This is a genomic window from Aquimarina sp. AWH4_224, from assembly GCF_056160245.1.
Genome location: NZ_JBSWWU010000001.1, coordinates 176,107 through 200,192, shown reverse-complemented (window position 1 = coordinate 200,192; position 24,086 = coordinate 176,107). Strand labels below are relative to the sequence as shown.

The following is a 24,086-nucleotide window of genomic DNA, read 5'->3' as shown; positions in this document are numbered from 1 at the left end:
GTAAAAGTTTTACCGAAAGTCTTCTATTTTAATACGTTTACCATCTTTGTATGATATTACGAACACGCGTTTGTCATACATCCCAGATTGTATCAAGGTTTTTCTAAAATCTTGAGCTTCAGATAAGGTTTCAAAAATACCAAGACTTAACTTATACAACGAAGTATCACTGTATACCAAAGTATTTGTATATTTTTCTGAAATAGAAGCTATTTTACCATCTACTAAGGCCTTTACCTGTACAGAATACACAGTATCCTTATTGATCAAACTTCTATAAAGATACATATCTTTGATATCTTTTATCTCTTGTTTTTGTTTTTTCAATACGGCCAATTCACTTTTTACAGCGTCCAATTCATTCTGAAGTAAGGATAACTCTTCACTCCTATTGATCTCGACCGTAGCTAACTCATTATTTTTATTCGAATAAAATGCGTTGGCAACTAGAAATATTGCTAGAAGTAGTAACACTAAAGAAAAAGAACCAAACATTCGATTAGAATATTTACTTTTCTTTAGTTTTTCGGTCTCGGCGTCCAACAAGTCTTCAAGTTTCTTTTGCTTGATTTCTGCCTTTTCTATTTGATAATGTAATGACAAAAGATCTTCGTCTTTCATAACCTTCATGACTGGGGTAGTTTAATGGGGTTTCAACAAAATTGTATCGCACATATTTACACCACGCTTAAGGGAGTTTCTTCTGAGTAATACTGTAAACAACACCATTATTAGTTTCTAATACAAAAACTTGTTTCTTTTTTATAATTCTTTGAAACGCTTTTAATGGAAACCCATTAGAAATTTGATTGATATCATCAATCCGAACCCTTGCTTTATCGTCAAGTTCTAAAATTCTGGACTTAGAATTCTGGTTATTAATATAATAATTATTATACAAATAATACAAAGTATCACCATCTTTGTCGATATCATACTCCGCTTCACCGAATTCTTTGGCTTTCATTACCGCTTTTCTACCCTCATAAAATTCTATAAAATCAGCTTCGATAAATGTAGCATCATTACTTTCAAAAGCTTTAGTAATATAGCAGTAAATTCTTTCAAACTTCAGTTTACTTTCTTCTTGAATGGAATCTAACGCCTCTTCACCATTTGCTCCTACACCACTGTTTTGATTTTGATATGCAGCAACATCTTCTTTTAATTTATGAAGCGCTTTTTTAAGGGAATCGTTGGTCACTAGTAGCTTTTGGATTTCTTCAGAATTATCTTCATTAAGCCCAGAAGCGAATATTTTATCTTTTTTGACCAGGTAAAACCCTGCCCCAGCTGTGATCAACAACAACAGAACGATTAGAACAAAATATAAATTCCGAACGGTTTTACTTTTGTCCAAATCCTTAGAAATAGAACCCAGTCGATCTTCTAATTGTTGTTGCTTGATATCAGTCTTCTCGATCTGATAATGCATCGATAATAATTCCTCTTCTTTTTTATCCATTTCCCCTAATCTTTATGTTTCACCCCCTAGGATACCGTTTTATGGTATCCACTTTACATTTTTAAAGTCTGGTTTACGTTTTTCAAGAAAAGCATTTCTACCTTCTTTTGCTTCTTCGGTCATATATGCTAATCGCGTTGCTTCTCCTGCAAAAACCTGTTGCCCTACCATACCATCATCAGTAAGGTTCATTGCAAATTTCAGCATTTTGATAGAAGTAGGTGACTTCTCCAATATCTCTTGTGCCCATTGATAGGCCGTATCTTCAAGTTCATCATGGGGAATCACGGCATTTACCATTCCCATTTCGTAAGCATCTTGAGCAGTGTAATTTCTTCCTAGAAAGAAAATTTCTCTAGCTTTCTTTTGTCCAACCATTTTGGCAAGGTAAGCAGAGCCATATCCACCATCAAAACTGGTTACATCCGCATCCGTTTGTTTAAAAATCGCATGTTCTTTGCTCGCTAAAGTAAGATCACATACCACGTGCAAACTATGTCCTCCTCCTACTGCCCAACCTGGCACTACCGCTATAACAACCTTTGGCATAAAACGAATCAATCGTTGCACTTCCAGAATATTCAATCGGTGCATTCCGTCTTCTCCCACATATCCTTGATGTCCTCTTGCTTTTTGATCTCCTCCACTACAAAATGAATACACACCATCTTTGGTAGAAGGTCCTTCTGCAGAAAGTAATACCACTCCTATCGAAGTGTCTTCTTGTGCGTCGTAAAATGCATCATACAATTCACTAGTAGTATTAGGCCTAAAAGCATTACGCACGTTAGGTCTGTTAAAAGCAATGCGAGCAACACCATCGCATTTTTTATAGGTTATATCTTTATATTCTTTTGCGGTTTTCCAGTCTATTGAACTCATTAATTTATTTTTTATCTTTCAAAAATAATACAATAAAGGCTATTCATCTCTATTATTTATCAGCTAAATCAATCAAAAAAATGATAAAAACCCGGATTATATCTAGAATTTAGCATAGTTTTTGATGATCTTTTATAGAATAGCATATATATTTACAACATGAAGACTTTGATGATATTATTATTTGGAGGTATTGGATACCTATCTTTTGGACAAGAAATTGAAATTAAAACCATTTCTTTTGAGAGACTTAGTGAACCTATTTCCTTAATACAAAAGGAAGACCCATCCCAAAAATATCAATTAATGGAAGTCAATCTCACCGTGGATGTACGGCAACAAGCGTTACGCAAAAGTGCTCCTATACTAGAACTACCTAAAGAACAGTTCATCGCACCGTTGTACAGTGTTTCTATTCCTCAACCCAAAGCATTTTCTTTACGAGTTTCTGGTAGCGGATATAATAACACACAAAATACAGGTGGTGTAAAAAATATAGCTTACAAAGATGCAGGCTTTTATAGTGGTGCTTTCTGCCCTATTACTGGTCTAGCATACTAAGAAATCACCTTGATTTCCCGTTGGTATGCTCATATGCTTTACCAATCAATGGAACTTCTTTACGTTCCTGATCATATAAATGGGTTAGCACACTTAATTCTTCTTTTATTCCGTCTACCTTATCAATTAATAAGTGAATTTCGTCCTTTAAATTGGTGCCGTCCTCTTTATTTTTGCGTTTCACTTTTGCTTTTAGTTCAGTTTCAGCTTTCATCTCATCCATACCGTTCATTATTACACCGATAAATAGATTCAAAACAATCATGGTTCCTATTAATACAAAAGAAACAAAGAACATAGCTGCCAAAATAGGTGATCCACTTGGATTGGCACACAAAGCTTCGTTTCCTCCATATCCATAGTTATCACACCCGTACATATTGATATACATGATATCCGTCCAATCCTCCAGAGTAATTACCCGAAACAAAGACAGAATAGCCATTTGTAAATTCTCGAAGTGAATAGGGTCATTCGCCCCAAACAAAAACACTGCCATTGCCCCGTAGATATAGAACAGCAATCCCAATAACAAACTTATATACGCCATAGAAGGGATACTGCGTAACAATGCCCCAACTATGAGCTGCAATTCGGGAAGTGCCGTAACGAGTTTAAAAACTCTAAGTATTCTAATTAATCGTAATACAGGAAGGAATTCTGCACTGTCTCCCAAAAATGGACCTGCATAACAAGCTACAACAATGAAGAAATCGAATAAATTCCAAGCATCTTTGAAATAATTCTGAGGTTGATTTCCTTCGGCGGTAATCTTTATAACTACTTCTATCGTAAAAATAATGAGGATTAACCAATCGAGTGCATCAATAATTGGTGTCCACTGCATCACTTTATCGCCGTAGGTTTGTATACCAACTAAAACTCCGGCAAGAATAATTACTGTAATAATGAATTGTTGAAACCACCTGGAATCGGCGATTCGTTTGCAAAATGCAACCATGGGTATAAAAGGTTAAGTTAGTGACTATATATTTGAGGATATAAATTTAATAAAATAATTGACTTTAAGCCGATTACCCACAATTGCATACCACTCTTAAAACAAACTTAACTTTACGATATTTAAATTTCAGGTCATTCTACAATCCGTATCCCATCTTTTTCGATGGTTATTTTCCTAGCTTTATAAAGAGACCCTATTGCTTTTTTGAAACTTTTCTTGCTCAATTGAAAAACTTCTTTAATATCCTCCGGAGCAGACTTATCATTGATGTCAATAAACCCACCGCTAGCTCTTAATTCCTTTAGGATTTGTTCGGCATTTGGCTCTATGCTACGATAACCATGTCTTTGAAGGGTAAGATCAATTTTACCATCGGGACGCACTTTTTTTACAAAGCCTTTCATCTGGTCTCCTACAGTCATCTTTTGAAAAATCTCATCTTCATACACCAACCCGAGATGTTTTTGATTTACAATCATATTCCAACCTTGTGGTGAAGGGTGAGACGCAATTAAATCCACTTCATCATAAGAAGATAATAACACTAGAGAGTTATCCAAGTATTTTTTGGTCTTACTAGAACCTACTAATCGATTGGTTTCCTCATCCAAATAGATATACACCAGATACCAACCTCCTGCTTTCATTTTGAATGCTTGTTCTTTAAAAGGAACAAAAAGATCTTTCTCTAATCCCCAATCTAAAAAGGCACCAATATCGGATACACTTGTACACTTCAGATATGCAAAGGTATTGAGTGTACCATAGGGCTCTAGGGTAGTCGAAACAATGCGCTCAGAACTATCCAAATACACAAAAACTTTAATCTCGTCTCCTATTTCAAATTCTTCCGGAACATATTTATTCGGAAGTAATACTTCATTCCCATCATCGTCACCAAGAAATAATCCCGGCTCACGATCTCTCAAAATTTTAAGCGTATTGTATACTCCTAAGTTTAGCATTGTATTCTATATTTTGTGCAAAGATAATTTTTAAAAGCGCTTTTTCGCTATTAAAACAAAACAATAAGGGTGAATCGTTACTCGACCCACCCTTATCTCTAAAACAAAGTATTAATTTTTAGTTGTAGATTGCTTCTTTACCAAAATGCTTGGTTAAAAGATAGTATACTACAGCTCTGTATTTATTGCGGTTTGATTTACCGTACTGCTCAATCACTGAAGCAATAGCTTCATCTAATTTAGGTCCATCAGCAAGACCTAATTTTTTGATCAAAAAGTTCTTCTTTACAGTATCTAACTCACTTTGATCACTTCCTGATACTGTAGCAGCATCAGCATTATAGATAGATGGCCCACATCCGATAGTAACTTTGGTTAATAAATCCATATCTGGTGTTTGACCGATTTTGTCTTTAATGTCCGCAGCATACTTAGCGATTAATTCGTCTCTTTTACTCATAAGATGATAATGTTTTAGGTTTTTAGTTATTTTAATTTGTTTCTCAAATATAGATGAATATTAAATGAATAAATATTCTTTAAAGTATATTAAAGGCCAAATATTAGACAAAACACCTAAAATAATCGATTAACGTACTATCATTTTCTTTTCTAGGTGTAAAAATCTCGAGTAGCTGGGGTTTGCTGTCGTTTTCATATAGCTGTTGAATACTGGTAATGGTATCATTTAATGTATCCGCCTTGTGATATTCAAATCCAAACATGGCACACAAGTGTTCTGCAGATAGACCATGAGTAGTCTCAAAGTATGTACTAAAGTTAACACTTTCTTCTTTACCAGGCAAGATCCTAAAAATCCCTCCTCCATCATTATTAATCAAAATAATTTTGAAGTTTGCCGGGATGTGATCGTTCCACAATGCATTACTATCGTAAAAAAAACTGAGATCTCCAGAAATCAAAGTCGTCGGAGTGTTAGTTACTGCGGCGGCTCCAATAGCTGTTGAAGTGCTACCATCTATCCCACTAGTCCCTCTATTACAAAATACCTGATATGAAGGTTTTAAAGAGAATAATTGTGCATAGCGTACTGTAGAACTATTGCTTAGCTGCACCATTTGACCTTCGGGAATATGATCAAAAATTACCTCAAACGCTTTAAGGTCAGTAAACTTTATTTGTTCCAGATATGCTTGATGTCGTTCTCTTCTTTGATCTCGAATAGCTAACCAGGATTCCTTATAATCTCCATTTACATTTTTTGTTTCCGTCAAAAAGGTTTCAAAAAAGTTATCAGGAGTTAGTTTTATATGTTCTGCCAAACAGAAATAGGTATCAAAAGCTTTTTTCTCATCAATATGCCAATGTGCCTTAGGTTGATATTCTCTTAAAAAAGCTTTGATTCTTTTGGACACAACCATTCCTCCTACTGTCAACAATATATCTGGATGCAATTGTTCAAACTCCTTTTCAGACAAAGAGGTGATCAACTGATCAATACAATTTACATGAGAGTTATGATGTATGTTGGATGTGGTTTCGGTTAACACGAGCACCGAAGGATCATTAGCAAAATGATCGATCCACTGTTGTTCTATGACTCCAGGAGAGTTTACTCCTATAAGAATCATTTTTCTTTTGGAAGTATTCCATAATTCGAGCATCTCATCCTGAAGAGTTTCTGAGATATGATGCTGCGGAAATTCTACAGGTATATTTTTTGGTATAACTGTTGGTTCCTCTAATCGATCATACAAAGGCTCATAAAAAGGAACGTTAATATGTACCGGACCTTTTTTCTCTATAGCTTTGTTTAAAGCCAGATTAATTTCTCTTTCGTTATGCTTTTGGGCTTCCCGCTGTTTCTGTCGTACTTTAGGATCTTTAATTTCGGTTTCTGCAACCACTTCAGAATATAAATTAGCAGAATATAAAATATGATTCTCAAAAACATTTTTTTGACGAATGGTCTGCCCGTCTCCAATATCTATTCGTTCGATAGGGCGATCCGCACTTAGCACTACTAGCGGAATATCACTATAAAAAGCTTCTGAAATGGCAGGATAGTAATTTAACAATGCACTTCCAGAGGTGCACACAAGTGCTACCGGCTTTTTTATCTGCTGTGCAATCCCCAAAGCAAAGAAAGCAGCACAGCGTTCATCCACAATGCTATAACACTTCATAGTTGGGTTTTCGGTAAAACCAATAATTAAGGGAGCATTACGAGATCCTGGAGAAATTACGATGTGATGAATACCTTTGGCTTCGCATAGCGCTACAACACTTTGCGCTAAAGGAATTTTTGAATAAAAACGTCTTTTCATTTGATGAGCTAAAGTACAACATCAAACCAATCTAACCCAACCTTTTGATACGAATTTAAAACAGCACCTTTTTCATGGTTTCGGTTTTGCGCACCGTCTCCTCCCATTCTTTTTCCGGATCAGAATCTTTGGTTACTCCTCCTCCTACATATAACTCAACCTCGTTACCATTAAGTTGCATACAACGTAGATTTACATACATATCAGATATCACATTCCCTTTGCCATCCTTCATATGTAGCTCCCCAAGAAATCCGGTATAATACTCTCTACTATACCCTTCATTTTGTACAATAAACTTCTTCGCTTCATTTTTGGGTAAACCGCAAACTGCTGGTGTAGGATGCAATATAGATAATACATCCTTTAATCCTGATTTTTCCGGAATTAGATCTCCTTTTATATCTGTTCTTAAGTGTAGCAAAGTTCCCGCCTTGTGTGTGTAGGTTTTTGAAGAAATAATGTCATTTGCGATCCCGGATAATTGTTCTAGAATAAACGAAGTGACCATCTCTTGTTCTTCAAGCTCTTTGTTACCCCAGTTCACCTGCTCTGTAGACTGGTATGGCAATGTTCCCGCCAATGCCATAGTAGAAAACTTATTTTCTTTACTATAGAGCAATGTCTCCGGAGTAGCTCCTAACCAAATACCAACTTTTGGGTGGTACCACAAATACACAAACGCATCATCATAAGAATTGATTAATCGTTTTAATAATAACAAAGACTCAAAAGCTTCTTCACCTACAACAACCTCTTTTCTGGACAAAACCACTTTCTTAAAAGCACCTGTCTTAATTACATCAATTCCTTTTTGTACTAATTGCTTATGTTGATTTTTCTGTTCTTCAGACCAAGAAATTTTTATTTCCTGCTTTTTTGTATAAAATACATCTTCATCTATTACCGGTAACTCAGTAAGTGGTATAGTAATGTGTTTACAAACATCCAGTGGAAGTAAAATCGTCTTTTTACTCTGATCAAAAGGAGAGAAAACAAATCCAGACTCCTGATAATTTACCACCTCATAGATCGTATCATTTTCTTGAAGCAAAACATTAAGATGCTTCGCTCCTTGTTTTTTATATAAAACCAAGGGCAGGTTTTGGTTCAAATGTTCTTCGATACCAGCAAATTCTGGATGCACATTCATATTACTTTGATTTTGGCAATGCGATAGTGGACAACTTTACAACAGAAATCAAATTTCCTTCTTCATCCCTTATTTTAATATCCCAGAGTTGGGTAGTTCTCCCCTTGTGTACAATTTCGGCACGTCCAAACACGTATCCTTCTTTTACACTTTTTACATGGTTTGCAGATATCTCAAGTCCTCGTATAAAAAAATCCTTTGCATTGAGAAAAATGTACGAAGCCGCACTACCCACGCTTTCTGCTAGCGCAACCATCGCTCCACCATGTAATACACCATCGGGTTGATGAACTTTTGGGGTTACTGGCATTTTGGCCACCAAATAATCCTCACCCACCTCACAAAAGGAAATTTCCAGGGTTTCCATAAGGGTGTTTTTACACATTTTTGCGCATTGTTCGAGTATCTCTGATTCTGTGAATTTCATAAAAACGAAGTATTATATAGCAAAAATATGTAATGACTTTAAATAATTCTAACTATATTTGATTATTATTTTAACGAACGTTCAATAAAATGCCAAAAGTAAAAACATCCAAAGCTGAAGTTCTAAAAAAGGTCATTCCAGTACTTAGAGCACGTGGTGTACAAAACAGTAGCATGAGCGAATTGTCTAAAGCTTGCCAGATTCAGAAATCACATTTCTATTACTATTTCAGTAATAAAGACGAACTGATTAAAGAAGTACTAGCCACAGTACATAGTTATTTTCATCATAATCTATTCAAAATCATTGATGACCCTTCTATGAGCCTTGAAGAGAAAATTGTAAAAATGAAGACATTGATGTTTAAAATATTTCAAGTTTCAGATGGTGGATGTATTATGGCAAATACTGCTTTGGAAACTATTCACCTCGATCCTATTTACAAAAAAGAGATCCAATCTTTCTTTCAAGATTTTATTTCCGGGATTGAACGTTTACTACAACAATCTCAGTACGATGTTAATGAAGCTACAGAACTTGCAGAACAAATGGTACAAGATATAGAAGGTGGGATTTTGTTGATGCAAGTCTATGATGATTCCAAATATCTAGATAAAGCCATACAAAGAATGGAGAAAATTATCCTTAAAAAATAATCTAATGGATTCCTACACACTACGATCTTTTGATAATTATCCTATATCGGTACATGAATTTGTTCCAGAATCACCTAGTAACATTACTGTTGTTTTTGCTCCTGCAGTAGCTGTTCCTCAAAAATTCTATTTCAGCTTAGCAAAAGAACTGGCACAAAAGGGATGTAATGTATTCACTTTTGATTATCGAGGTATTGGCTTTTCCAAATCCAAAACATTACAATCCATAAAAAATGATGGATATTTCTCCTGGGCAGGGGACTTCAAAGAAGTATCAAAACATGCCAAAGAAGAATACCCTGGAAACAAACAATATTTAATCGGACATAGTTACGGAGGGAACAGCATTGGTTTTAGTGATGCTCATCAATATTACGACAAGTATTTAACCATTGCTTCTCAGTATGGATATTACAAGCACTTCAAGTTTAAAATGAGACTTTTGATACTTCTTAATTTTGGACTTTTTGTACCCTTAACCACTTCTATTTTGGGCTATTATCCTTCAAAATGGTTTGGACTGGGCGAATCCCTAACCACACAAGTAGCAAAGGATTGGGCAAAGTTCTTGTTACACCCGGATTCAATGCTACATTTTACCAAACAAAACAAAGTCACTCATTACGAACACATTAAAGATCAGATGCTATTGGTAAGTATAGAGGATGATCTTTTTGCTCCCAAAAAATCTGTAGATATTTTGGGAGATAAAGTATATCAAAATGCCTTGGTAACCCGCAAACATCTCATACCATCTCAATACAATTTGAGGGCTATCGGGCATTTTGATTTTTTTAGAAAGAAAAACCGAGATATCTTGTGGCCAATTGTATATGATTGGTTCGAATTACATTAAAAAACTTACTTTCAACTTTATGAATACAGAAGAAAAATCAGCTGTTTATCAAACTACAAACTCCTACTCTACACTAAATCAATTTACCGGTACTACAAAAAATGTTTGGTTGGTTTTTCATGGGATTGGATATCTAAGTAGATATTTCATTAAATTATTCGAAAGTCTGGATAGTACCGAAAACTATATTATCGCACCGCAGGCGCCTTCAAAATATTATAAAGGCAACACCTACAATAAAGTAGGTTCGAGTTGGCTTACCAAAGAAAATACCAAAGCCGAGACTATAAACGTACTAAACTATATAGATTCTGTAGTACAAGAGGAAGATATTCCAGAAAATGTTAATCTCATTGTTTTGGGATATTCTCAAGGCGTTAGTATCGCTAGCAGATGGATAGCTAGCAGAAAAATATCTTGTGCTGCTTTTGCTATAGTATCTGGTGGTTTTCCCAGAGAGCTAGCTCCAAAGGATTTTGAGTTTTTAACCTCTGCCACAGAAATAGTACATATTTTGGGAGAAAAAGATCCCTATTACGAAGAAGACAAAGTCCAAGCAGAAAAAGATAGATTAGAACGCATTTTTCCTGGAATTCAATTCTATATGCATACTGGTGGGCATGAATTAGATCCTAATACCCTATCTCTAATACTATAAACTAAACTTTTTATTTCGTTTTCTTGATATCTTCTATGGCTTGACGACTGTGCACAGTATCATAGATGATCGTCAATTTTTCTATTTTATTTTCTGGCGATAATTCAATAATATCAACCACCTTAAATTGAACAGTTTCTCCATTGCTAATCTCCCAATAGTAATCAAAAAGCAGAGAAATACGATTGGTATCTTCTTCATAAAACAAACCATCGAACCTAAGTATAGAACGGTTGGTGTCATTTTTCAAAACCGTATAAAAGTCTCTCGCAGACTTTGTGCCATATAAAGGTGAGACTACGGTACCATTATCGGTAAACAATTCAACGATCTGATCTATATTCCCATTTTGTAAAAAGTCGAGGTAATTATGCGCAACTTCTTCTTTGGTCATCCTAAAGGTATTTCTCGTTAATCACTTCCAAATGATGTCTTTGATGTCCTGCTAAAATATAACCCAATGCCCTTGCACTCATAGGACTATCACTTGCTGTTCCTATAAATTGCAACATCTCTTCGGTAAAATTCTTATACATAGTAATAGAACCGCTACGCACTGCTTCATAATCTTCTATGATATCATTCTTTGTCATGTGCTTTGCATTAGAATTTGGCACATATACGTCCTGATCAAAACCAGCCAAAGGCGTATTGTCTTTACGAGCAAACCTTAATGCTCGATATGCAAATATTCTTTCAGAATCGATCAAATGTAGTAACACTTCGGCCACTGTCCACTTTCCTTCTGCATAGGCAAAAGCTAGTTTTTCATCAGGCAAAACGCTCACAAAATCAATAAATTCAGTTTTACCCGCTTTCAATCCCTCAACGATATCAGGAAATTCTGCTTTTGCAATGTATGTACCATAATAAGGATGGAATTCTTCTTTACGGAGTTGGGATATCATAGTATGTAATTAAAATGAGGTAGAAATTTAATCATTCCTACCTCACTTCTAAAAAAACTTAACAGTTCTTTATTACATTATGCTGAGTTACGACTAGCATTAATATTTCCGAATAGTGAGCGTGTCACCATTTTTTCGTAAACTTCACGTAATTCAGTATCAGCATCTTCAGCACGATTCATGTCCTGAATTTTCTTCAGAGCATACTGCTGTATCGTAAGTAACGGAAGTACAATTTTCTCTCGCATATCAATAGAAGCTCTACCCGCTGGTTCGTTTTGCATCAATTCAGAATAGCCAGTCAATTTCATCAATAGCTTTTTTGTGAGTTCGAACTCATCATGGATAATATCCCAAAACTTCCCATACTCATTATCTTCTTTCATATAAGCCGTAAGCTCAAAAAATGACTTAGTCAAACTCATCATACTATTTGCTATCAACGCTCTAAAAAATGCAGAATCTTTATACAAAGCAACTACTTTATCAAATTCTCCACGATCTTCAAAAGACTTTAATGCGGTTCCTACCCCATAGAATCCCGGAACATTTTGTTTTAACTGACTCCAACTACCTACAAAAGGAATTGCTCTCAAATCTCCAAAATCCAAGGTAGTACTTTTGCTTCGTTTTGAAGGTCGGCTACCAATATTAGCTTTTCCATAGTACTTTAAGGTACTCATATGCTCTAAATACGGAAGGAACTTTGGATGACTTTTAAAATCTACATAAGTCTGATAACTGATATCTGCCAATTCTTGCATGGTCTTCTTATTCTCTTCAGAAAAACGATTAGCATCATTGGTTGTTAATTGGTTTTCGACACCAGCTCCCAATAATTGCTCCAGGTTATATTGACAAGAATCTAATGTTCCAAAATTAGAACTAATGGTTTGTCCTTGCACCGTGATTTGTATTTGTTCATCTTCAATAGTTGGACCTAGAGAAGCATAAAACTGATTGGTATTACCACCTCCTCTTGCAGGAGGTCCTCCTCGACCATCAAAGAAGATCACATCTACATCATATTTTCTAGAAACCTTGGTTAGTTCCTCTTTTGCTTTGAAAATACCCCAGTTTGCCATCAGATATCCCCCATCTTTAGTACCATCAGAGAACCCTAACATAATCGTTTGCTTCATTCCTCTGCGTTTTAAGTGATCCATATAAACGGGATTACTATACAGCGACTCCATTACAGTGTGCGCTACTTTAAGATCTGGTACCGTTTCAAAAAGAGGAATCACATCTACCGTGGGTTGCTGCCAATCACATAAGCGAATCATAGCAAAGGTTTCCATTACATTTAACTCACCTCCATTGTTACTAATGATATATCGATTTGCAGCGCGTTCTCCATTATCTTTCTGAATAGTTTGAATCGCATAAATCGACTCTATCGTAGCTCTGGTAATGTCCTCTTCAAAAATCGATGGATCTAATTTCCCCTTTACCTCAGAAAGGACTTTGATTTGCTCTTTTTCTGAAAGTGATTCATAATTCTCAGGAAAAATCCCTAAACCTGCTTCATTGGTCTTTTGAACAATATCTGTCAACACCTTATGATGTACTCTGGAATCCTGTCTTATATCTAAAGTAGCAAAATGAAATCCAAAAACTTTCACCTTGTTGATCATTGCCTGAAGGTCTTCCAAAAATAAAGATTGATGCTCTGCAATCAATTCTTCTTTGATCTCTAGTAAACCATTTAGTAACGTCTCTATAGATAATGGCTCTGCAGTTTTTGAATAATAAAAATTATCATATAACGCAGATTCTAACTTGATGATCTTTTCTTGTAGATTTCCAAAAGTGATACGTCTCTTTAACTCACGCATATCGCGATAGTAATTGATCAATATCGTTTTGCGCAATCTTTTGGCTACTTTGAGTGTAGTTTCTGTAGTAACAAATGGATTCCCATCTCGATCTCCTCCCGGCCAAAAACCAAGATTAATCAAATCATTATCCATCTCTTCTCCTTCAAAAATATTCTCCTGAATGTAGTTATATATGGTACTGGCAGAGTGATAAAATACATTCTCTAGGTACCATATCAAACTTACAGCTTCATCAAAAGGTGTCGGCTTTTCTTTCTTGAAAAAAGCAGTCTTACCCAATTGCGCTAACAATTTTTTGATTTTTGCCAAATCATTTACACGTATTGCACTATCCAAATCATGAATAATCCCAAGAACAGTTCCCGGATAAAACTGAGTTGGATGTGCTGTAAGTGTTGGACGAATCTTGAATCTCCTAAGGTAATCTTTCAATTCTTCCAGTTGCCCTTTTGCTTGTGCTTCTTCTTTGATACTACGCAATGTTCCTCTACCGTCCATATTATTCACTACAGGAAAAGCTGCATCTTCAATTGCATCAAATAATACTACTTGTCTCTCTATATATTGTATAAAGCGGAACAAAAGATCGTGTTTATCTTTTTCAGAAGGATTATCCTGATATTGTGCAAAGAACTTTTCTACAATTTCTGTAGGATTCTTATGTAGCTCGTAGCCCTTTTCGCAAACGTCTTTAAAAAGTGGTAATAATACTCCGGTATTGGTAATCGTATCAAAAGGCAAGGTCATGAATATACTGTTGTATATCTGGTACTTTGCTAGAACGTTTTCATTAAAACGTTCGATTTTTGGTTTTCTAGCCATTGTTGTGGTGGTAAAATGGTTGTGGTTAACAAAAATTAAAAGCCCTCTAAGATCATGTCTCAAAGGGCTTATACTATTAAGAAAGAGAAACCCTTTACAATTCCTGGAAAATAGAATGCATTAAGCGTTTCTTATCATTGATGCTTTCTTCTAAAGAAATCATAGTCTCTGTACGATATACACCGTCGATATCGTCTAGTTTAAAAATAATTTCTTTTGCATGGTTAGTGTCTTTTGCTCTTACTTTACAAAAGATGTTGAATTTTCCTGTAGTGATGTGCGCTACAGTAACATAAGGTATTTCGTTAATGCGCTCCAAAACAAATTTGGTTTGAGAAGTGTTTTGAAGATAAATACCTACATAAGCTATAAAAGAATATCCTAATTTTTTATAGTCTAATGTTAGAGAAGACCCCTCGATAATTCCAGCTTCCTCCATTTTTTTAACACGTACGTGAACAGTACCTGCAGATATCAACAATTTCTTTGCGATATCGGTAAATGGAGTACGTGTATTTTCAATCAACATATCCAGAATTTGGTGGTCAACTTCGTCTAATTTGAACTTTGCCATAGTAACAATTTAATATTTTTCCCGATTATTTACATTGCAAAAATAACAGAAAAATACAGTTTTCACACATTTTAATTCACCTTTTTGTCAATTCTATTGAGAATAATTCAGAATCTAGGTGAAATTTTAACATCTCAACCTCTGGAACTATCTCTACTGTAACGTTTTCGTGACAAATTACTCTCTTTTTACCCTCTATTTCCCGATGACCATAAAATTTTCGTAAATCATCAATTTTAACAATTTTAGGTACAAATTTGATAGTATTTCCGTCTAATTTTTCAGAGAATTGAATCGCTATATCTACATTTTTATCATTTAAAAGTACATCTCGAATGATGATATCGTAAAAACACTTTCCATTTTCTGGAATTGAAAAATAGTCTTGATAATATGCTCCAGTCACCGATCTACTAGCTAGATACTCTAAAGAACTCACTAATGCATAGAATATATATTTCCTAGTATGCTCGCGATCGTAGTCTTCTTTATAATGACCTGCCTCAAAAAGAATAGTTGGAATCCCTAAAGACTCTAAAGTATCTCCTATGCAGTTGATATTAAAACCATCATCATATCGCCCCACTTGGTTAGGAATATACTGTTGAAGAATAGAATTCATATGAGCGATGATCTCCATACCTATTTTTCGGCTAGCAGTAATGGTTCGCTCTGGATCACCTGCTGGGGATAAAAAAGATACTGTAGCTGTATGATTAGTTTCTCCTGCACTGAAGATGGTTCGTTGCCCATGTAGATTAAAAGCTACATCTGGTTGAACCTGGCTGATAATCTTACTTAATACAACGCTTTCCTTTTGTGTTTTTGCTTGAGCATCCCTATTAAGGTCCACTTGATTGTAGTTTAACCTCGTATATGCCTTAGCTCCATCCGGACTTAATATAGGAATAATATAGAGCGTACAAGATTCTAAGAGTTCCTTTACCAAAGGTTCTTTGGCATCATTTAGAAAGTTAAGGACATCAAACACCGCTTTTGTAGTCGTACTTTCATTGCCATGCATTTGAGACCAATATAATAGTTTTTTAGGACCAGTTCCCAAAGTAATTAAATGAATAGGTGCGCTGTTTTCAGATGCACCTACGATCTCAATTTGCATTTTAGAAGAATGCTTGTCTAAAATAGGGGCTATATGATCATAAGAAATATAACGTCCAAATAAGGAAGTCTCTTTGTGTTGTAAGAACCAATTTTCTAATCTATCAATGTTGCTCATATCTAATTATAAGCCACGAAATTAGTATAGTTTATTGAAGATTCATAACAAAACAAATTATTATTTACATCTGTAAACCAACAACTAATTTACAATTGTAAATACCGTCAATTTACATTTGTAAACATGTGAAATTATTTAGTTTGTTTACGATTGTAATCAATTATATCTGTACAGTTTCCAATTGTATTTTAGTTATTAACAATTAACTTTATAAATACTTATACGTCAATTCATATTATTATTAATCAGGCAATTATAATAAATAACCTAAATAACCACTTCACTATCTAATAATCACTGTTTACAAATGTAACTAGGAGAATTTCATTAAATTGTTTACCTTTGTAACACAATATTAACCTTCTATTCGTTTACAATGGTAAACAACAAAGATTTTGGTAAAAGAATCCAAAAAATAATGGATCATTATGGTGTATCTGCCTCATCTTTTGCAGATTATATGGGTGTCGGACGTTCATCTATATCACATATCCTTAGTGGACGAAATAAACCCAGTCTTGACTTTGTTATGAAAATAACTGAAGCGTATAGCGATGTGGATATGCAATGGTTATTATATGGAAAAGGGAGCTTTCCAAAATCCGAAGAAATTGTACAGGAAAAACAATTGGTAACAACAACATCATCTCAGGAAAAAATACAACCTACTACACTTCCTATTGATAAAGAAGATCAGGATTTATTTTCGCAACACACTCCTGCTCCTGTCCAAGAAAATGAAACCCCTACTCCTATACCTCAAACTTCTCAGGAAGCTATTCGTAAGATTACCTATGATGAGGAAAAAATTGAAAGAATTGTTATTTTCTACAATGATGGTTCCTTTAGATCATACACCACAAAAAAATCTTGATATTTTTTTAGCGCTTACTATTAACTTTCTGGAAATAAATTTATTTTCGCTTTTAGTTAAACCAAACTATGAAGTACTTTCTTTTTACACTTTTCTGCGGCTTACTCTTTACAGGGTGTTATCAACAAGAACGAAACTGTACAGAATTTCATACTGGGACGTTTGAGTTCGAAACCCTTCTTGATGGAGAACTAGCAAAAACCACATTTGTCAGAAATGATTCTATCGAGATCGATTATTTCAGAGGGAAAAGTGATACGGCGACTATACGATGGATTAATGATTGCGAGTACATCGTCAAAAAATTACATCCTAAAAGTATGTCTGAGGAAAAATCAATCCACATGAAAATATTATCTACAGATGGTGATATATATACTTTTGAGTACGGATTAGTGGGTAGTGCCAACAAGCAAAAAGGAACTGCCAAAAAAATAAAATAAGATGTTTGAAATTTTCGCTTCTGCAGATGCATGGGTTGCATTACTAACACTTACCTTTTTAGAAATTGTATTAGGTATTGACAATATTATTTTTATTTCGTTAGCCTCAAGTAAGCTTCCGGATCAACAACAAAAAAAAGCAACCAACATTGGTTTGTTGTTGGCAATGATCATGCGAATTGTATTGCTATTCGGTATTTCACTTCTTGTAGCCATGGAAGCACCGTTTTGGCATATCAATCTACCCTGGGTAGAAGCTGGTATTAGCGGACAAGCACTAATACTATTTGGTGGTGGAATTTTTCTGTTATACAAAAGTGTCCATGAAATTCATGAAAAAGTAGAAGAAAAAGGAGAAGAAGAAAAAGAAATTCAGGCCAAGAGTTCCTCTACGCTTTCAAAAGCAATTCTACAGATCACATTGATCAATATCGTTTTCTCTTTTGATTCTATTCTTACCGCGGTAGGGATGACAAATGGTTTAAGCGAAAATCCTAATGATGCATTAATTATAATGATTGTCGCTGTCGTAATTTCAGTTTTAATAATGATGATTTTTGCTGCTCCTGTTGGCAGGTTCGTTAATAAACACCCATCTATTCAAATCTTGGGACTTTCATTCCTGATACTTATTGGTTTTATGCTCATAGCAGAAGCCGCTCATTTAGCACATTTTAAAATATTTGATACCGAAGTGGGAACCATTCCAAAAGGCTATCTATATTTCACCATTGCGTTTTCCTTGTTTGTAGAGTTCTTAAACTTTAAGATTAGAAAAAAACAAAGTTTCTAATTTTTTACAAAATGTAACGAAATACTATTAGGAAATCATGATCTATTACCAAAATAGATAGGTTAAAAATCTGTTTTTCATTTTATTAACGACAATACATGTAGTTAACCACCTACATATTTATGTAATCTATTACGCATATAACACGTGTTAATACACTCTTAAATTCCTACAAATTTTATAACTCTCGCAATAAACTGGATTAAGGATTCGTTTTGTTATCTAGTAAACACTTAATCCATCAATAATGAATTTTAACGAAAATTGAATAGTTATATCTGTATCAATTGTAGATTCTTTGTGTTAAAATTTACTTTAGATCCAGATCGCAAAACATTTTAGTTAAATTTTAAAAATCACCCCAAAATATGAAAACTCACACACTATTTGCCATTCTTTGGTTCACTACAATTGTATTACAAGCCCAAGAAAATCAACAAATTACCACATCAACGCTTACAAATGTTACTATTGAAGTACAACAATTTGAAGAAGCTCAGAACATCGAAAAAGATCAACCCACCTACCCTGTAGAAGAATACAAAGCAATGATTGCCCGTTGCAAAGAATTATCACTCAAAATCATAGCATACGATAGGATGATTCAAGAGGGTACCATGAAAAGATCACAAAGAAAAGCATGGAAAAGGGATCTTATGGAAGCAAAATTACTCAATTATAGGATCGACGATTTTACAAATGCATATTTAAGACAAAACTATTCACTTATAGAACACGTAGACAATAAATCATTAAGTGATTATTACGATTTTTCAAAAGTCTTGGAGAGTGCTAACAAATATGCTGGTTTTTAAACAAATACATTCTTCATAGATATGATGAACACGGTTTGAAAATTACAAACCGTGTTTTTTTTGTCTATATTTATAAGATCATCTATTAAATCGAATCCCTATGAAGTTTACATGTAGTGTCCTAATAGATGCCCCAATAGATCAGGTTATTCAACTTTTTGATAATCCAGATCATCTCAAAGAATGGCAAGATGGTTTTATAAGTTTTGAACCCTTAAGCGGAACGCCCGGTACTCCTGGAGCCAAATCCATACTTACCTACAAACATGGAAAACGAGAAATGCAACTTGTGGAGACGATTACTGCAAAAAACCTTCCTGAAGAATTCAGTGGAACTTATGAACACAAACATATGGACAATGCCGTGACATGCAGTTTCAAAGCGCTTTCTCATAATACTACCAGAATGGATTATTTAGTGCATTACACCAGATTTAAAGGGTTTATGCCAAAGTTAATGGCTTTCTTAATGCCAGGACTGTCCAAAAAGTATACACAAAAGTGGTTGGATCAGTTCAAAGATTTTGTAGAAAGTACCGTTAGCCAATGAGCTACCTCTAAACCATAAAAAATATTTCTATTTTAGCAACCATAAACCTAATAGAGATATATGGAAAACAAACACATTGGATGGATAAGGGTTCTACTATTGATCATCCCCTATTTCTTTATAGTAGGAGGTTTTCAATTAATAGGTGCTTGGGTAGCAGGTATTCAAATAGATCCCCCAAATGTAGTTAAATCTTCAGAACAACAATTAATCACCTCTTCTTTTAATCTCTTGGGGAACTTTTTACTACTATGGATTTTTATGCGTTTTGTAGATAAGGAAAAGTTCGTTTCTCTTGGTTTTCATATAAAAAATAGAGGTAAGGAAATCGTAGGTGGAATTGTGCTTGGAGCTTTTATTATGGGGTTTGCATATGTCATCTTATTGCTTCTAAGTGAAATTGAGTTTGTAAAATTGACTTTTTCAATCAGAGAGCTTTTTATTTCTATTTTGATATTTTTGATTGTAGCCATAGTAGAAGAAGTTTTGTTGAGAGGATATGTACTTAGAAATTTTATGATCTCTTTTAATAAATATATAGCACTTATTCTCTCTTCGGCAATTTTTGCTTTGTTACACGGATTTAACCCAAATATTAGTTGGTTTAGTATGATTGTTCTGTTTCTGGCAGGCTTACTTCTGGGAATCTCATATGTGTATACCAAAAACTTATGGTTTCCTATTGCATTACATTTTAGTTGGAACTTTTTTCAAACACATTTTGGTTTCAACGTTAGTGGTTTAGACATGTATTCTATTATTGAAACTCAAATCGTAGAGAATAATCTATTAAATGGCGGTGCTTTTGGTTTTGAAGGCTCCATATTTTCTATTATTGCTGAAATTGGTGGTATTATAGCTATTGGATACTATTTTGCAAAAAAAGTCTCTGTAATACCTACTCCTAATACGAATGCTTAATAAACTACTTAGCTATTTTCTTTTATCCTACAAAAAATTGCATTTTTGTAGGGATCAAAAAAAAGAATCCTGCATAAATGAGTTTGGAAAGAGCATTACAAAAACGTAGTCAGCAAAAATGTGAATTATCTGGTGATACCGAAAACCTAGAGGTATATCAAGTTCCTAAATCTCCTGGAAATGGAGTAGAAAGTCATATTTTAATCTCTAAAACTTGCTTAGAACAGATAGAAAACCCTGAAAAGATAGATCCAAATCATTGGAGATGCTTAAACGAAAGCATGTGGAGTGAAGTCCCTGCAGTACAGGTGGTTGCATGGAGAATGTTACACAAAATTAAAGCTGAAGGCTGGCCACAAGACTTACTAGACATGCTATATCTAGATGATGACACTTTGCAATGGGCAAAAGCAACTGGAGAAGGAGATGAAAATGAAGATACTATAAAACATATCGATGCAAACGGAGCGCTGTTACAAGCAGGAGACAATGTAGTACTAGTTAAAGATCTAAACGTTAAAGGCGCCAATTTTACCGCAAAACGAGGTACAGCAGTGCGTAACATTACCTTGGTACACGACAACGAAGAACATCTAGAAGGCAAAGTAAACGGTCAACATATTGTGATTCTCACCAAATATGTAAAGAAATTGTAATTGTGAACATCTAGTACCATTACCCCAATCAATTATTGGAATTGGACACAACAACTTACTTCTATCATCTAAAACTTTGAATATCTTTATATCGAAGTTTAGAACAAACTACCTTGTTCCCCTTCTTCAGATTCCTCGGTATTTTTTATCTCAGAATTGCTTGATGTAGCGTCTGTAGTCTGTCCTCCATTTTCGGGAGATACATTTTCTTCTTCAACAACCTCAATTTCTTCTGCAGGAAGTGGTTCTGGCTCTTCATAAGGTAACGAATCCAATAGATTTATTTGTCGTACTTTATGAGTAGTCAATTGATTACCAAGTGCTTTTATCCCTTTTATTGCAATAAACTCTTCTAGATTTACCTCTTCATTAGGGCGTTGCTCTTTTCCTCTTATTTTGGTAAAAACAATTTCGGCCAAAGGTCTATAATCTGTTGATACTACTTCCAAAAACGATTTAGGATGATCTGTGATAAACGACTCTTCTTTTTCAGGGTTTTCAATCACAAATCGCTTCACATAATAACGCTCTTTTTCTCCATCCCAATAGATTGCTGAAACTGGTTTTTTAGGTTTCCATTTTTCCAACACAATCATATCTGTACTAAAATGCAAGCTCATCTCAGGAATCAAAGTTTTTACTCCACCCTTTTGATCGATGATCAACAGGCGATCTTCTCCTTTAAATTCTCCCAACAGTTCTCCTCTTCCATCAACATTCAATCTTTGCACCGTATCATCAAACCAAATTTTGCGTGGCTTCAATGTTGATACTCCAGCTTCTTTTAGCTCTACGCGCTTAATATTATATTTGGTAACAATATTTCCTTTTACTCCTCTACCTTTTATCAGCAAATCAGAAAAATCCAGATCAAACTTCAGTTTTTTGATACTCCCAGCCTGACGTAGCAAAATAGTAATTACTTCGGCTTCGCCATTAGGGTTAGCAGAAAAATACGTGATTTTTGAGCTCTTTTTCCCTTGGGTAAGATCATACTCTTTATCACGTGTTACTGCTGTTACCGCAAATCGTTTTACAAAAGAAGCTCCTCCTCTACCATCTTGATAAATCATATTGTAAATGGTACGCTTATCCTTCTTTTTGAATACGGCAACATGGATAATGTTTTTACCAATAAAGGTTTTAGAATCTACTTTAGTAACCATCATCTTGCCTTCTGCAGTAAAACAGATAATATCATCAATATCCGAACAATCGGTTACATATTCATCTCGTCGTAATGATGTACCCACAAATCCTTCTTCACGATTTACATAAAGCTTGGTATTTCTGATTACTACCTTAGTAGCTTCGATATCATCAAAAATCTTAAGCTCTGTTTTACGCTCTTTACCTTTTCCGTAAGTAGATTTTAATCGCTTAAAGTAATCTATAGCATATTCGATAAGATGCTCCAAATTATGCTTTACACTGGCGATATCATCTTCTAAGGCCTCAATTTTTTGTTGTGCTTTATCAATATCGAACTTAGAAATACGCTTGATTCGTATTTCTGTTAATCGCACAATATCTTCCTCGGTTACAGCACGCTTTAGGTGTTTGATATGTGGTTTTAACCCTTTATCGATCGCCTCTATCACTCCTTCCCAGGTTTCTACCTCTTCAATGTCTCGATAAATTCGATTTTCGATGAAAATTCTTTCCAGAGAAGCAAAATGCCATTGCTCCTGAAGCTCGTTTAACTGTATTTCGAGCTCTTTTTTTAGTAATTCTACCGTATTGTCGGTAGAACGGCGAAGCATCTCGGAAACACCAATGAAATTTGGTTTGTTCTCCTCGATCACACACCCAAGAGGAGAAATGGAAACCTCACAATTGGTAAATGCATATAGTGCATCAATAGTTTTATCAGGAGAAATGCCTGAAGGAAGATGCACTAAGATCTCCACTTCTGCAGCAGTATTATCTTCTATTTTTTTGATCTTGATCTTTCCTTTTTCATTTGCTTTCAGAATAGAATCAATCAAACTTGTGGTGGTCGTTGAGAAAGGAATCTCAGAAATCACCAATGTATTTTTGTCTTGTTGGGCAATTTTTGCTCGTACTCTAACTTTACCTCCTCTGTTACCATCATTATAATTCGTGCAATCTGCAATACCAGAGGTAGGAAAATCAGGTAGTATCGTAAATCGTTTTCCTTGCAGATGTTTTACCGAAGCATCGATAAGCTCGATAAAGTTATGAGGAAGTATCTTGGTACTTAATCCAACAGCAATACCTTCTGCTCCCTGTGCTAACAATAACGGAAACTTAACCGGTAAATTGATGGGCTCTTTCTTTCTTCCATCATAGGATAACTGCCAATCGGTTACCTTAGGATTATACACTACATCCAAGGCAAACTTAGACAAGCGCGCTTCGATATATCTCGAGGCTGCTGCTCTGTCCCCAGTAAGGATATTACCCCAGTTTCCCTGCATATCGATCAATAGATCTTTTTGACCTATTTGAACCATGGCATCAGAGATACTGGCATCACCGTGAGGGTGATATTGCATGGTATGCCCTACGATGTTAGCGACTTTATTATATCGTCCATCATCCAAATCCTTCATAGAATGTAGGATACGGCGTTGTACCGGTTTTAAACCATCTTCTATAGCGGGTACAGCACGTTCCAGGATTACATACGAGGCATAATCCAAAAACCAGTCTTTGTACATTCCTGTTACCTTAGTGATCACCTCTTGTGGTTGGTGATCCTCGGGAGTTGATTCGTGATGTAGTTCTTCGTTTTCGTTTTCCAAATCCAT

Annotated in this window: 26 protein-coding genes; 11 read left to right on the top strand and 15 right to left on the bottom strand. The window is 34.9% G+C overall.

The features are described from left to right. Positions 1 to 9 precede the first annotated feature (9 nt). Genes ACXAGJ_RS00890 through ACXAGJ_RS00880 form a run of 3 tightly spaced genes read right to left on the bottom strand, consistent with a single transcriptional unit; the run spans position 10 to position 2,347 of the window. A complete protein-coding gene (locus ACXAGJ_RS00890) occupies positions 10 to 630 on the bottom strand; it encodes a hypothetical protein (RefSeq protein WP_474836273.1) in 621 nt (206 codons plus the stop codon). Positions 631 to 688: 58 nt separating this feature from the next. Further along, on the bottom strand, positions 689 to 1,465 hold the full coding sequence (locus ACXAGJ_RS00885) for a hypothetical protein (protein WP_474836271.1): 777 nt from the start codon (positions 1,463 to 1,465) through the stop codon (positions 689 to 691). Positions 1,466 to 1,504: 39 nt separating this feature from the next. Then, positions 1,505 to 2,347, bottom strand: coding sequence for a 1,4-dihydroxy-2-naphthoyl-CoA synthase (locus ACXAGJ_RS00880; protein WP_473286728.1), 843 nt, complete (start codon positions 2,345 to 2,347; stop codon positions 1,505 to 1,507). 159 nt (positions 2,348 to 2,506) lie between these two features. On the opposite strand from ACXAGJ_RS00880, the gene ACXAGJ_RS00875 reads away from it, so the two are divergent. Next, the gene (locus tag ACXAGJ_RS00875) at positions 2,507 to 2,908 is read left to right on the top strand and encodes a hypothetical protein (protein WP_474836269.1); all 402 of its coding nucleotides are present in this window, start codon (positions 2,507 to 2,509) and stop codon (positions 2,906 to 2,908) included. A 4-nt stretch (positions 2,909 to 2,912) separates the two neighbouring features. On the opposite strand, the gene ACXAGJ_RS00870 is transcribed toward ACXAGJ_RS00875, so the two are convergent. From ACXAGJ_RS00870 to ACXAGJ_RS00845, 6 genes are all read right to left on the bottom strand, one after another. Next, positions 2,913 to 3,869: an ion transporter gene (locus ACXAGJ_RS00870; protein ID WP_474836267.1), complete on the bottom strand. Its 957-nt coding sequence runs from the start codon at positions 3,867 to 3,869 to the stop codon at positions 2,913 to 2,915. 134 nt (positions 3,870 to 4,003) lie between these two features. Further along, positions 4,004 to 4,837 carry a CvfB family protein gene (locus ACXAGJ_RS00865; RefSeq protein ID WP_073313106.1) on the bottom strand — a complete coding sequence of 278 codons (834 nt, stop codon included), beginning with the start codon at positions 4,835 to 4,837 and terminating at the stop codon, positions 4,004 to 4,006. A 118-nt stretch (positions 4,838 to 4,955) separates the two neighbouring features. Further along, positions 4,956 to 5,297, bottom strand: a complete 342-nt coding sequence (locus ACXAGJ_RS00860) for a DUF2853 family protein (protein WP_073313105.1) — start codon at positions 5,295 to 5,297, stop codon at positions 4,956 to 4,958. A gap of 103 nt (positions 5,298 to 5,400) precedes the next feature. Then, on the bottom strand, positions 5,401 to 7,125 hold the full coding sequence (menD, locus tag ACXAGJ_RS00855) for a 2-succinyl-5-enolpyruvyl-6-hydroxy-3-cyclohexene-1-carboxylic-acid synthase (protein ID WP_474836264.1): 1,725 nt from the start codon (positions 7,123 to 7,125) through the stop codon (positions 5,401 to 5,403). A 55-nt stretch (positions 7,126 to 7,180) separates the two neighbouring features. After that, positions 7,181 to 8,278, bottom strand: a complete 1,098-nt coding sequence (locus ACXAGJ_RS00850; RefSeq protein WP_474836262.1) for an isochorismate synthase — start codon at positions 8,276 to 8,278, stop codon at positions 7,181 to 7,183. 1 nt (position 8,279) lies between these two features. Then, a complete protein-coding gene (locus ACXAGJ_RS00845; protein WP_073313028.1) occupies positions 8,280 to 8,705 on the bottom strand; it encodes a PaaI family thioesterase in 426 nt (141 codons plus the stop codon). A gap of 89 nt (positions 8,706 to 8,794) precedes the next feature. Between ACXAGJ_RS00845 and ACXAGJ_RS00840 the strand changes: the two genes are divergently transcribed. The 3 genes from ACXAGJ_RS00840 to ACXAGJ_RS00830 are packed head-to-tail and all read left to right on the top strand — an operon-like array spanning position 8,795 to position 10,875. Further along, positions 8,795 to 9,361 carry a TetR/AcrR family transcriptional regulator gene (locus ACXAGJ_RS00840; protein WP_474836259.1) on the top strand — a complete coding sequence of 189 codons (567 nt, stop codon included), beginning with the start codon at positions 8,795 to 8,797 and terminating at the stop codon, positions 9,359 to 9,361. A gap of 4 nt (positions 9,362 to 9,365) precedes the next feature. Further along, on the top strand, positions 9,366 to 10,217 hold the full coding sequence (locus ACXAGJ_RS00835) for an alpha/beta hydrolase family protein (protein WP_474836257.1): 852 nt from the start codon (positions 9,366 to 9,368) through the stop codon (positions 10,215 to 10,217). A gap of 19 nt (positions 10,218 to 10,236) precedes the next feature. Continuing rightward, complete coding sequence (locus ACXAGJ_RS00830) at positions 10,237 to 10,875, top strand: alpha/beta hydrolase (RefSeq protein ID WP_474836255.1); 639 nt, start codon at positions 10,237 to 10,239, stop codon at positions 10,873 to 10,875. A gap of 10 nt (positions 10,876 to 10,885) precedes the next feature. Here the strand turns inward: ACXAGJ_RS00830 and ACXAGJ_RS00825 are convergent, their stop codons facing one another. From ACXAGJ_RS00825 to ACXAGJ_RS00805, 5 genes are all read right to left on the bottom strand, one after another. Beyond that, positions 10,886 to 11,269 (bottom strand): nuclear transport factor 2 family protein, encoded by a 384-nt coding sequence (locus tag ACXAGJ_RS00825; RefSeq protein WP_474836253.1) that lies wholly within the window; start codon positions 11,267 to 11,269, stop codon positions 10,886 to 10,888. A 1-nt stretch (position 11,270) separates the two neighbouring features. Beyond that, complete coding sequence (locus tag ACXAGJ_RS00820; RefSeq protein WP_474836251.1) at positions 11,271 to 11,783, bottom strand: DinB family protein; 513 nt, start codon at positions 11,781 to 11,783, stop codon at positions 11,271 to 11,273. 77 nt (positions 11,784 to 11,860) lie between these two features. Next, a complete protein-coding gene (locus tag ACXAGJ_RS00815) occupies positions 11,861 to 14,446 on the bottom strand; it encodes a phosphoenolpyruvate carboxylase (RefSeq protein ID WP_474836249.1) in 2,586 nt (861 codons plus the stop codon). A 94-nt stretch (positions 14,447 to 14,540) separates the two neighbouring features. Beyond that, complete coding sequence (locus ACXAGJ_RS00810; protein ID WP_073313016.1) at positions 14,541 to 15,020, bottom strand: Lrp/AsnC family transcriptional regulator; 480 nt, start codon at positions 15,018 to 15,020, stop codon at positions 14,541 to 14,543. A gap of 76 nt (positions 15,021 to 15,096) precedes the next feature. Next, entirely contained in the window at positions 15,097 to 16,257 is a 1,161-nt protein-coding gene (locus tag ACXAGJ_RS00805) for a M14 family zinc carboxypeptidase (RefSeq protein ID WP_474836247.1), read from the bottom strand. 379 nt (positions 16,258 to 16,636) lie between these two features. Here ACXAGJ_RS00805 and ACXAGJ_RS00800 point away from each other — a divergent pair, with 379 nt between their 5' ends. The 7 genes from ACXAGJ_RS00800 (at position 16,637) to ACXAGJ_RS00770 (ending at position 21,312) form a co-directional block, all read left to right on the top strand. After that, positions 16,637 to 17,134 (top strand): helix-turn-helix domain-containing protein, encoded by a 498-nt coding sequence (locus ACXAGJ_RS00800; protein ID WP_474836245.1) that lies wholly within the window; start codon positions 16,637 to 16,639, stop codon positions 17,132 to 17,134. A gap of 68 nt (positions 17,135 to 17,202) precedes the next feature. Further along, a complete protein-coding gene (locus tag ACXAGJ_RS00795) occupies positions 17,203 to 17,577 on the top strand; it encodes a DNA topoisomerase IV (protein WP_073313010.1) in 375 nt (124 codons plus the stop codon). A 1-nt stretch (position 17,578) separates the two neighbouring features. Then, positions 17,579 to 18,370, top strand: a complete 792-nt coding sequence (locus ACXAGJ_RS00790; RefSeq protein WP_474836242.1) for a TerC family protein — start codon at positions 17,579 to 17,581, stop codon at positions 18,368 to 18,370. Positions 18,371 to 18,738: 368 nt separating this feature from the next. Continuing rightward, a complete protein-coding gene (locus tag ACXAGJ_RS00785) occupies positions 18,739 to 19,185 on the top strand; it encodes a hypothetical protein (protein ID WP_474836241.1) in 447 nt (148 codons plus the stop codon). Positions 19,186 to 19,285: 100 nt separating this feature from the next. Further along, positions 19,286 to 19,735, top strand: a complete 450-nt coding sequence (locus ACXAGJ_RS00780; RefSeq protein WP_474836239.1) for an SRPBCC family protein — start codon at positions 19,286 to 19,288, stop codon at positions 19,733 to 19,735. Between the two features lie 60 nt (positions 19,736 to 19,795). Continuing rightward, positions 19,796 to 20,656 carry a lysostaphin resistance A-like protein gene (locus ACXAGJ_RS00775; RefSeq protein WP_474836237.1) on the top strand — a complete coding sequence of 287 codons (861 nt, stop codon included), beginning with the start codon at positions 19,796 to 19,798 and terminating at the stop codon, positions 20,654 to 20,656. Positions 20,657 to 20,733: 77 nt separating this feature from the next. Beyond that, on the top strand, positions 20,734 to 21,312 hold the full coding sequence (locus tag ACXAGJ_RS00770) for a PhnA domain-containing protein (protein ID WP_474836235.1): 579 nt from the start codon (positions 20,734 to 20,736) through the stop codon (positions 21,310 to 21,312). A 98-nt stretch (positions 21,313 to 21,410) separates the two neighbouring features. On the opposite strand, the gene ACXAGJ_RS00765 is transcribed toward ACXAGJ_RS00770, so the two are convergent. Then, the gene (locus tag ACXAGJ_RS00765; RefSeq protein WP_474836233.1) at positions 21,411 to 24,086 is read right to left on the bottom strand and encodes a DNA gyrase/topoisomerase IV subunit A; all 2,676 of its coding nucleotides are present in this window, start codon (positions 24,084 to 24,086) and stop codon (positions 21,411 to 21,413) included.

Bases quoted from the DNA above. Each gene is read 5' to 3' on its own strand.
- ACXAGJ_RS00830 (WP_474836255.1), top strand. From the start codon at position 10,237: ATGAATACAGAAGAAAAATCAGCTGTTTATCAAACTACAAACTCCTAC.
- ACXAGJ_RS00780 (WP_474836239.1), top strand. From the start codon at position 19,286: ATGAAGTTTACATGTAGTGTCCTAATAGATGCCCCAATAGATCAGGTT.
- ACXAGJ_RS00775 (WP_474836237.1), top strand. From the start codon at position 19,796: ATGGAAAACAAACACATTGGATGGATAAGGGTTCTACTATTGATCATC.
- ACXAGJ_RS00890 (WP_474836273.1), bottom strand. From the start codon at position 630: ATGAAGGTTATGAAAGACGAAGATCTTTTGTCATTACATTATCAAATA.
- ACXAGJ_RS00805 (WP_474836247.1), bottom strand. From the start codon at position 16,257: ATGAGCAACATTGATAGATTAGAAAATTGGTTCTTACAACACAAAGAG.
- ACXAGJ_RS00875 (WP_474836269.1), top strand. From the start codon at position 2,507: ATGAAGACTTTGATGATATTATTATTTGGAGGTATTGGATACCTATCT.
- ACXAGJ_RS00880 (WP_473286728.1), bottom strand. From the start codon at position 2,347: ATGAGTTCAATAGACTGGAAAACCGCAAAAGAATATAAAGATATAACC.
- ACXAGJ_RS00885 (WP_474836271.1), bottom strand. From the start codon at position 1,465: ATGGATAAAAAAGAAGAGGAATTATTATCGATGCATTATCAGATCGAG.
- ACXAGJ_RS00785 (WP_474836241.1), top strand. From the start codon at position 18,739: ATGAAAACTCACACACTATTTGCCATTCTTTGGTTCACTACAATTGTA.
- ACXAGJ_RS00800 (WP_474836245.1), top strand. From the start codon at position 16,637: ATGGTAAACAACAAAGATTTTGGTAAAAGAATCCAAAAAATAATGGAT.
- ACXAGJ_RS00825 (WP_474836253.1), bottom strand. From the start codon at position 11,269: ATGACCAAAGAAGAAGTTGCGCATAATTACCTCGACTTTTTACAAAAT.
- ACXAGJ_RS00845 (WP_073313028.1), bottom strand. From the start codon at position 8,705: ATGAAATTCACAGAATCAGAGATACTCGAACAATGCGCAAAAATGTGT.
- ACXAGJ_RS00815 (WP_474836249.1), bottom strand. From the start codon at position 14,446: ATGGCTAGAAAACCAAAAATCGAACGTTTTAATGAAAACGTTCTAGCA.
- ACXAGJ_RS00790 (WP_474836242.1), top strand. From the start codon at position 17,579: ATGTTTGAAATTTTCGCTTCTGCAGATGCATGGGTTGCATTACTAACA.
- ACXAGJ_RS00835 (WP_474836257.1), top strand. From the start codon at position 9,366: ATGGATTCCTACACACTACGATCTTTTGATAATTATCCTATATCGGTA.
- ACXAGJ_RS00795 (WP_073313010.1), top strand. From the start codon at position 17,203: ATGAAGTACTTTCTTTTTACACTTTTCTGCGGCTTACTCTTTACAGGG.
- ACXAGJ_RS00765 (WP_474836233.1), bottom strand. From the start codon at position 24,086: ATGGATTTGGAAAACGAAAACGAAGAACTACATCACGAATCAACTCCC.
- ACXAGJ_RS00860 (WP_073313105.1), bottom strand. From the start codon at position 5,297: ATGAGTAAAAGAGACGAATTAATCGCTAAGTATGCTGCGGACATTAAA.
- ACXAGJ_RS00865 (WP_073313106.1), bottom strand. From the start codon at position 4,837: ATGCTAAACTTAGGAGTATACAATACGCTTAAAATTTTGAGAGATCGT.
- ACXAGJ_RS00850 (WP_474836262.1), bottom strand. From the start codon at position 8,278: ATGAATGTGCATCCAGAATTTGCTGGTATCGAAGAACATTTGAACCAA.
- ACXAGJ_RS00840 (WP_474836259.1), top strand. From the start codon at position 8,795: ATGCCAAAAGTAAAAACATCCAAAGCTGAAGTTCTAAAAAAGGTCATT.
- ACXAGJ_RS00810 (WP_073313016.1), bottom strand. From the start codon at position 15,020: ATGGCAAAGTTCAAATTAGACGAAGTTGACCACCAAATTCTGGATATG.
- ACXAGJ_RS00770 (WP_474836235.1), top strand. From the start codon at position 20,734: ATGAGTTTGGAAAGAGCATTACAAAAACGTAGTCAGCAAAAATGTGAA.
- menD (WP_474836264.1), bottom strand. From the start codon at position 7,125: ATGAAAAGACGTTTTTATTCAAAAATTCCTTTAGCGCAAAGTGTTGTA.
- ACXAGJ_RS00820 (WP_474836251.1), bottom strand. From the start codon at position 11,783: ATGATATCCCAACTCCGTAAAGAAGAATTCCATCCTTATTATGGTACA.
- ACXAGJ_RS00870 (WP_474836267.1), bottom strand. From the start codon at position 3,869: ATGGTTGCATTTTGCAAACGAATCGCCGATTCCAGGTGGTTTCAACAA.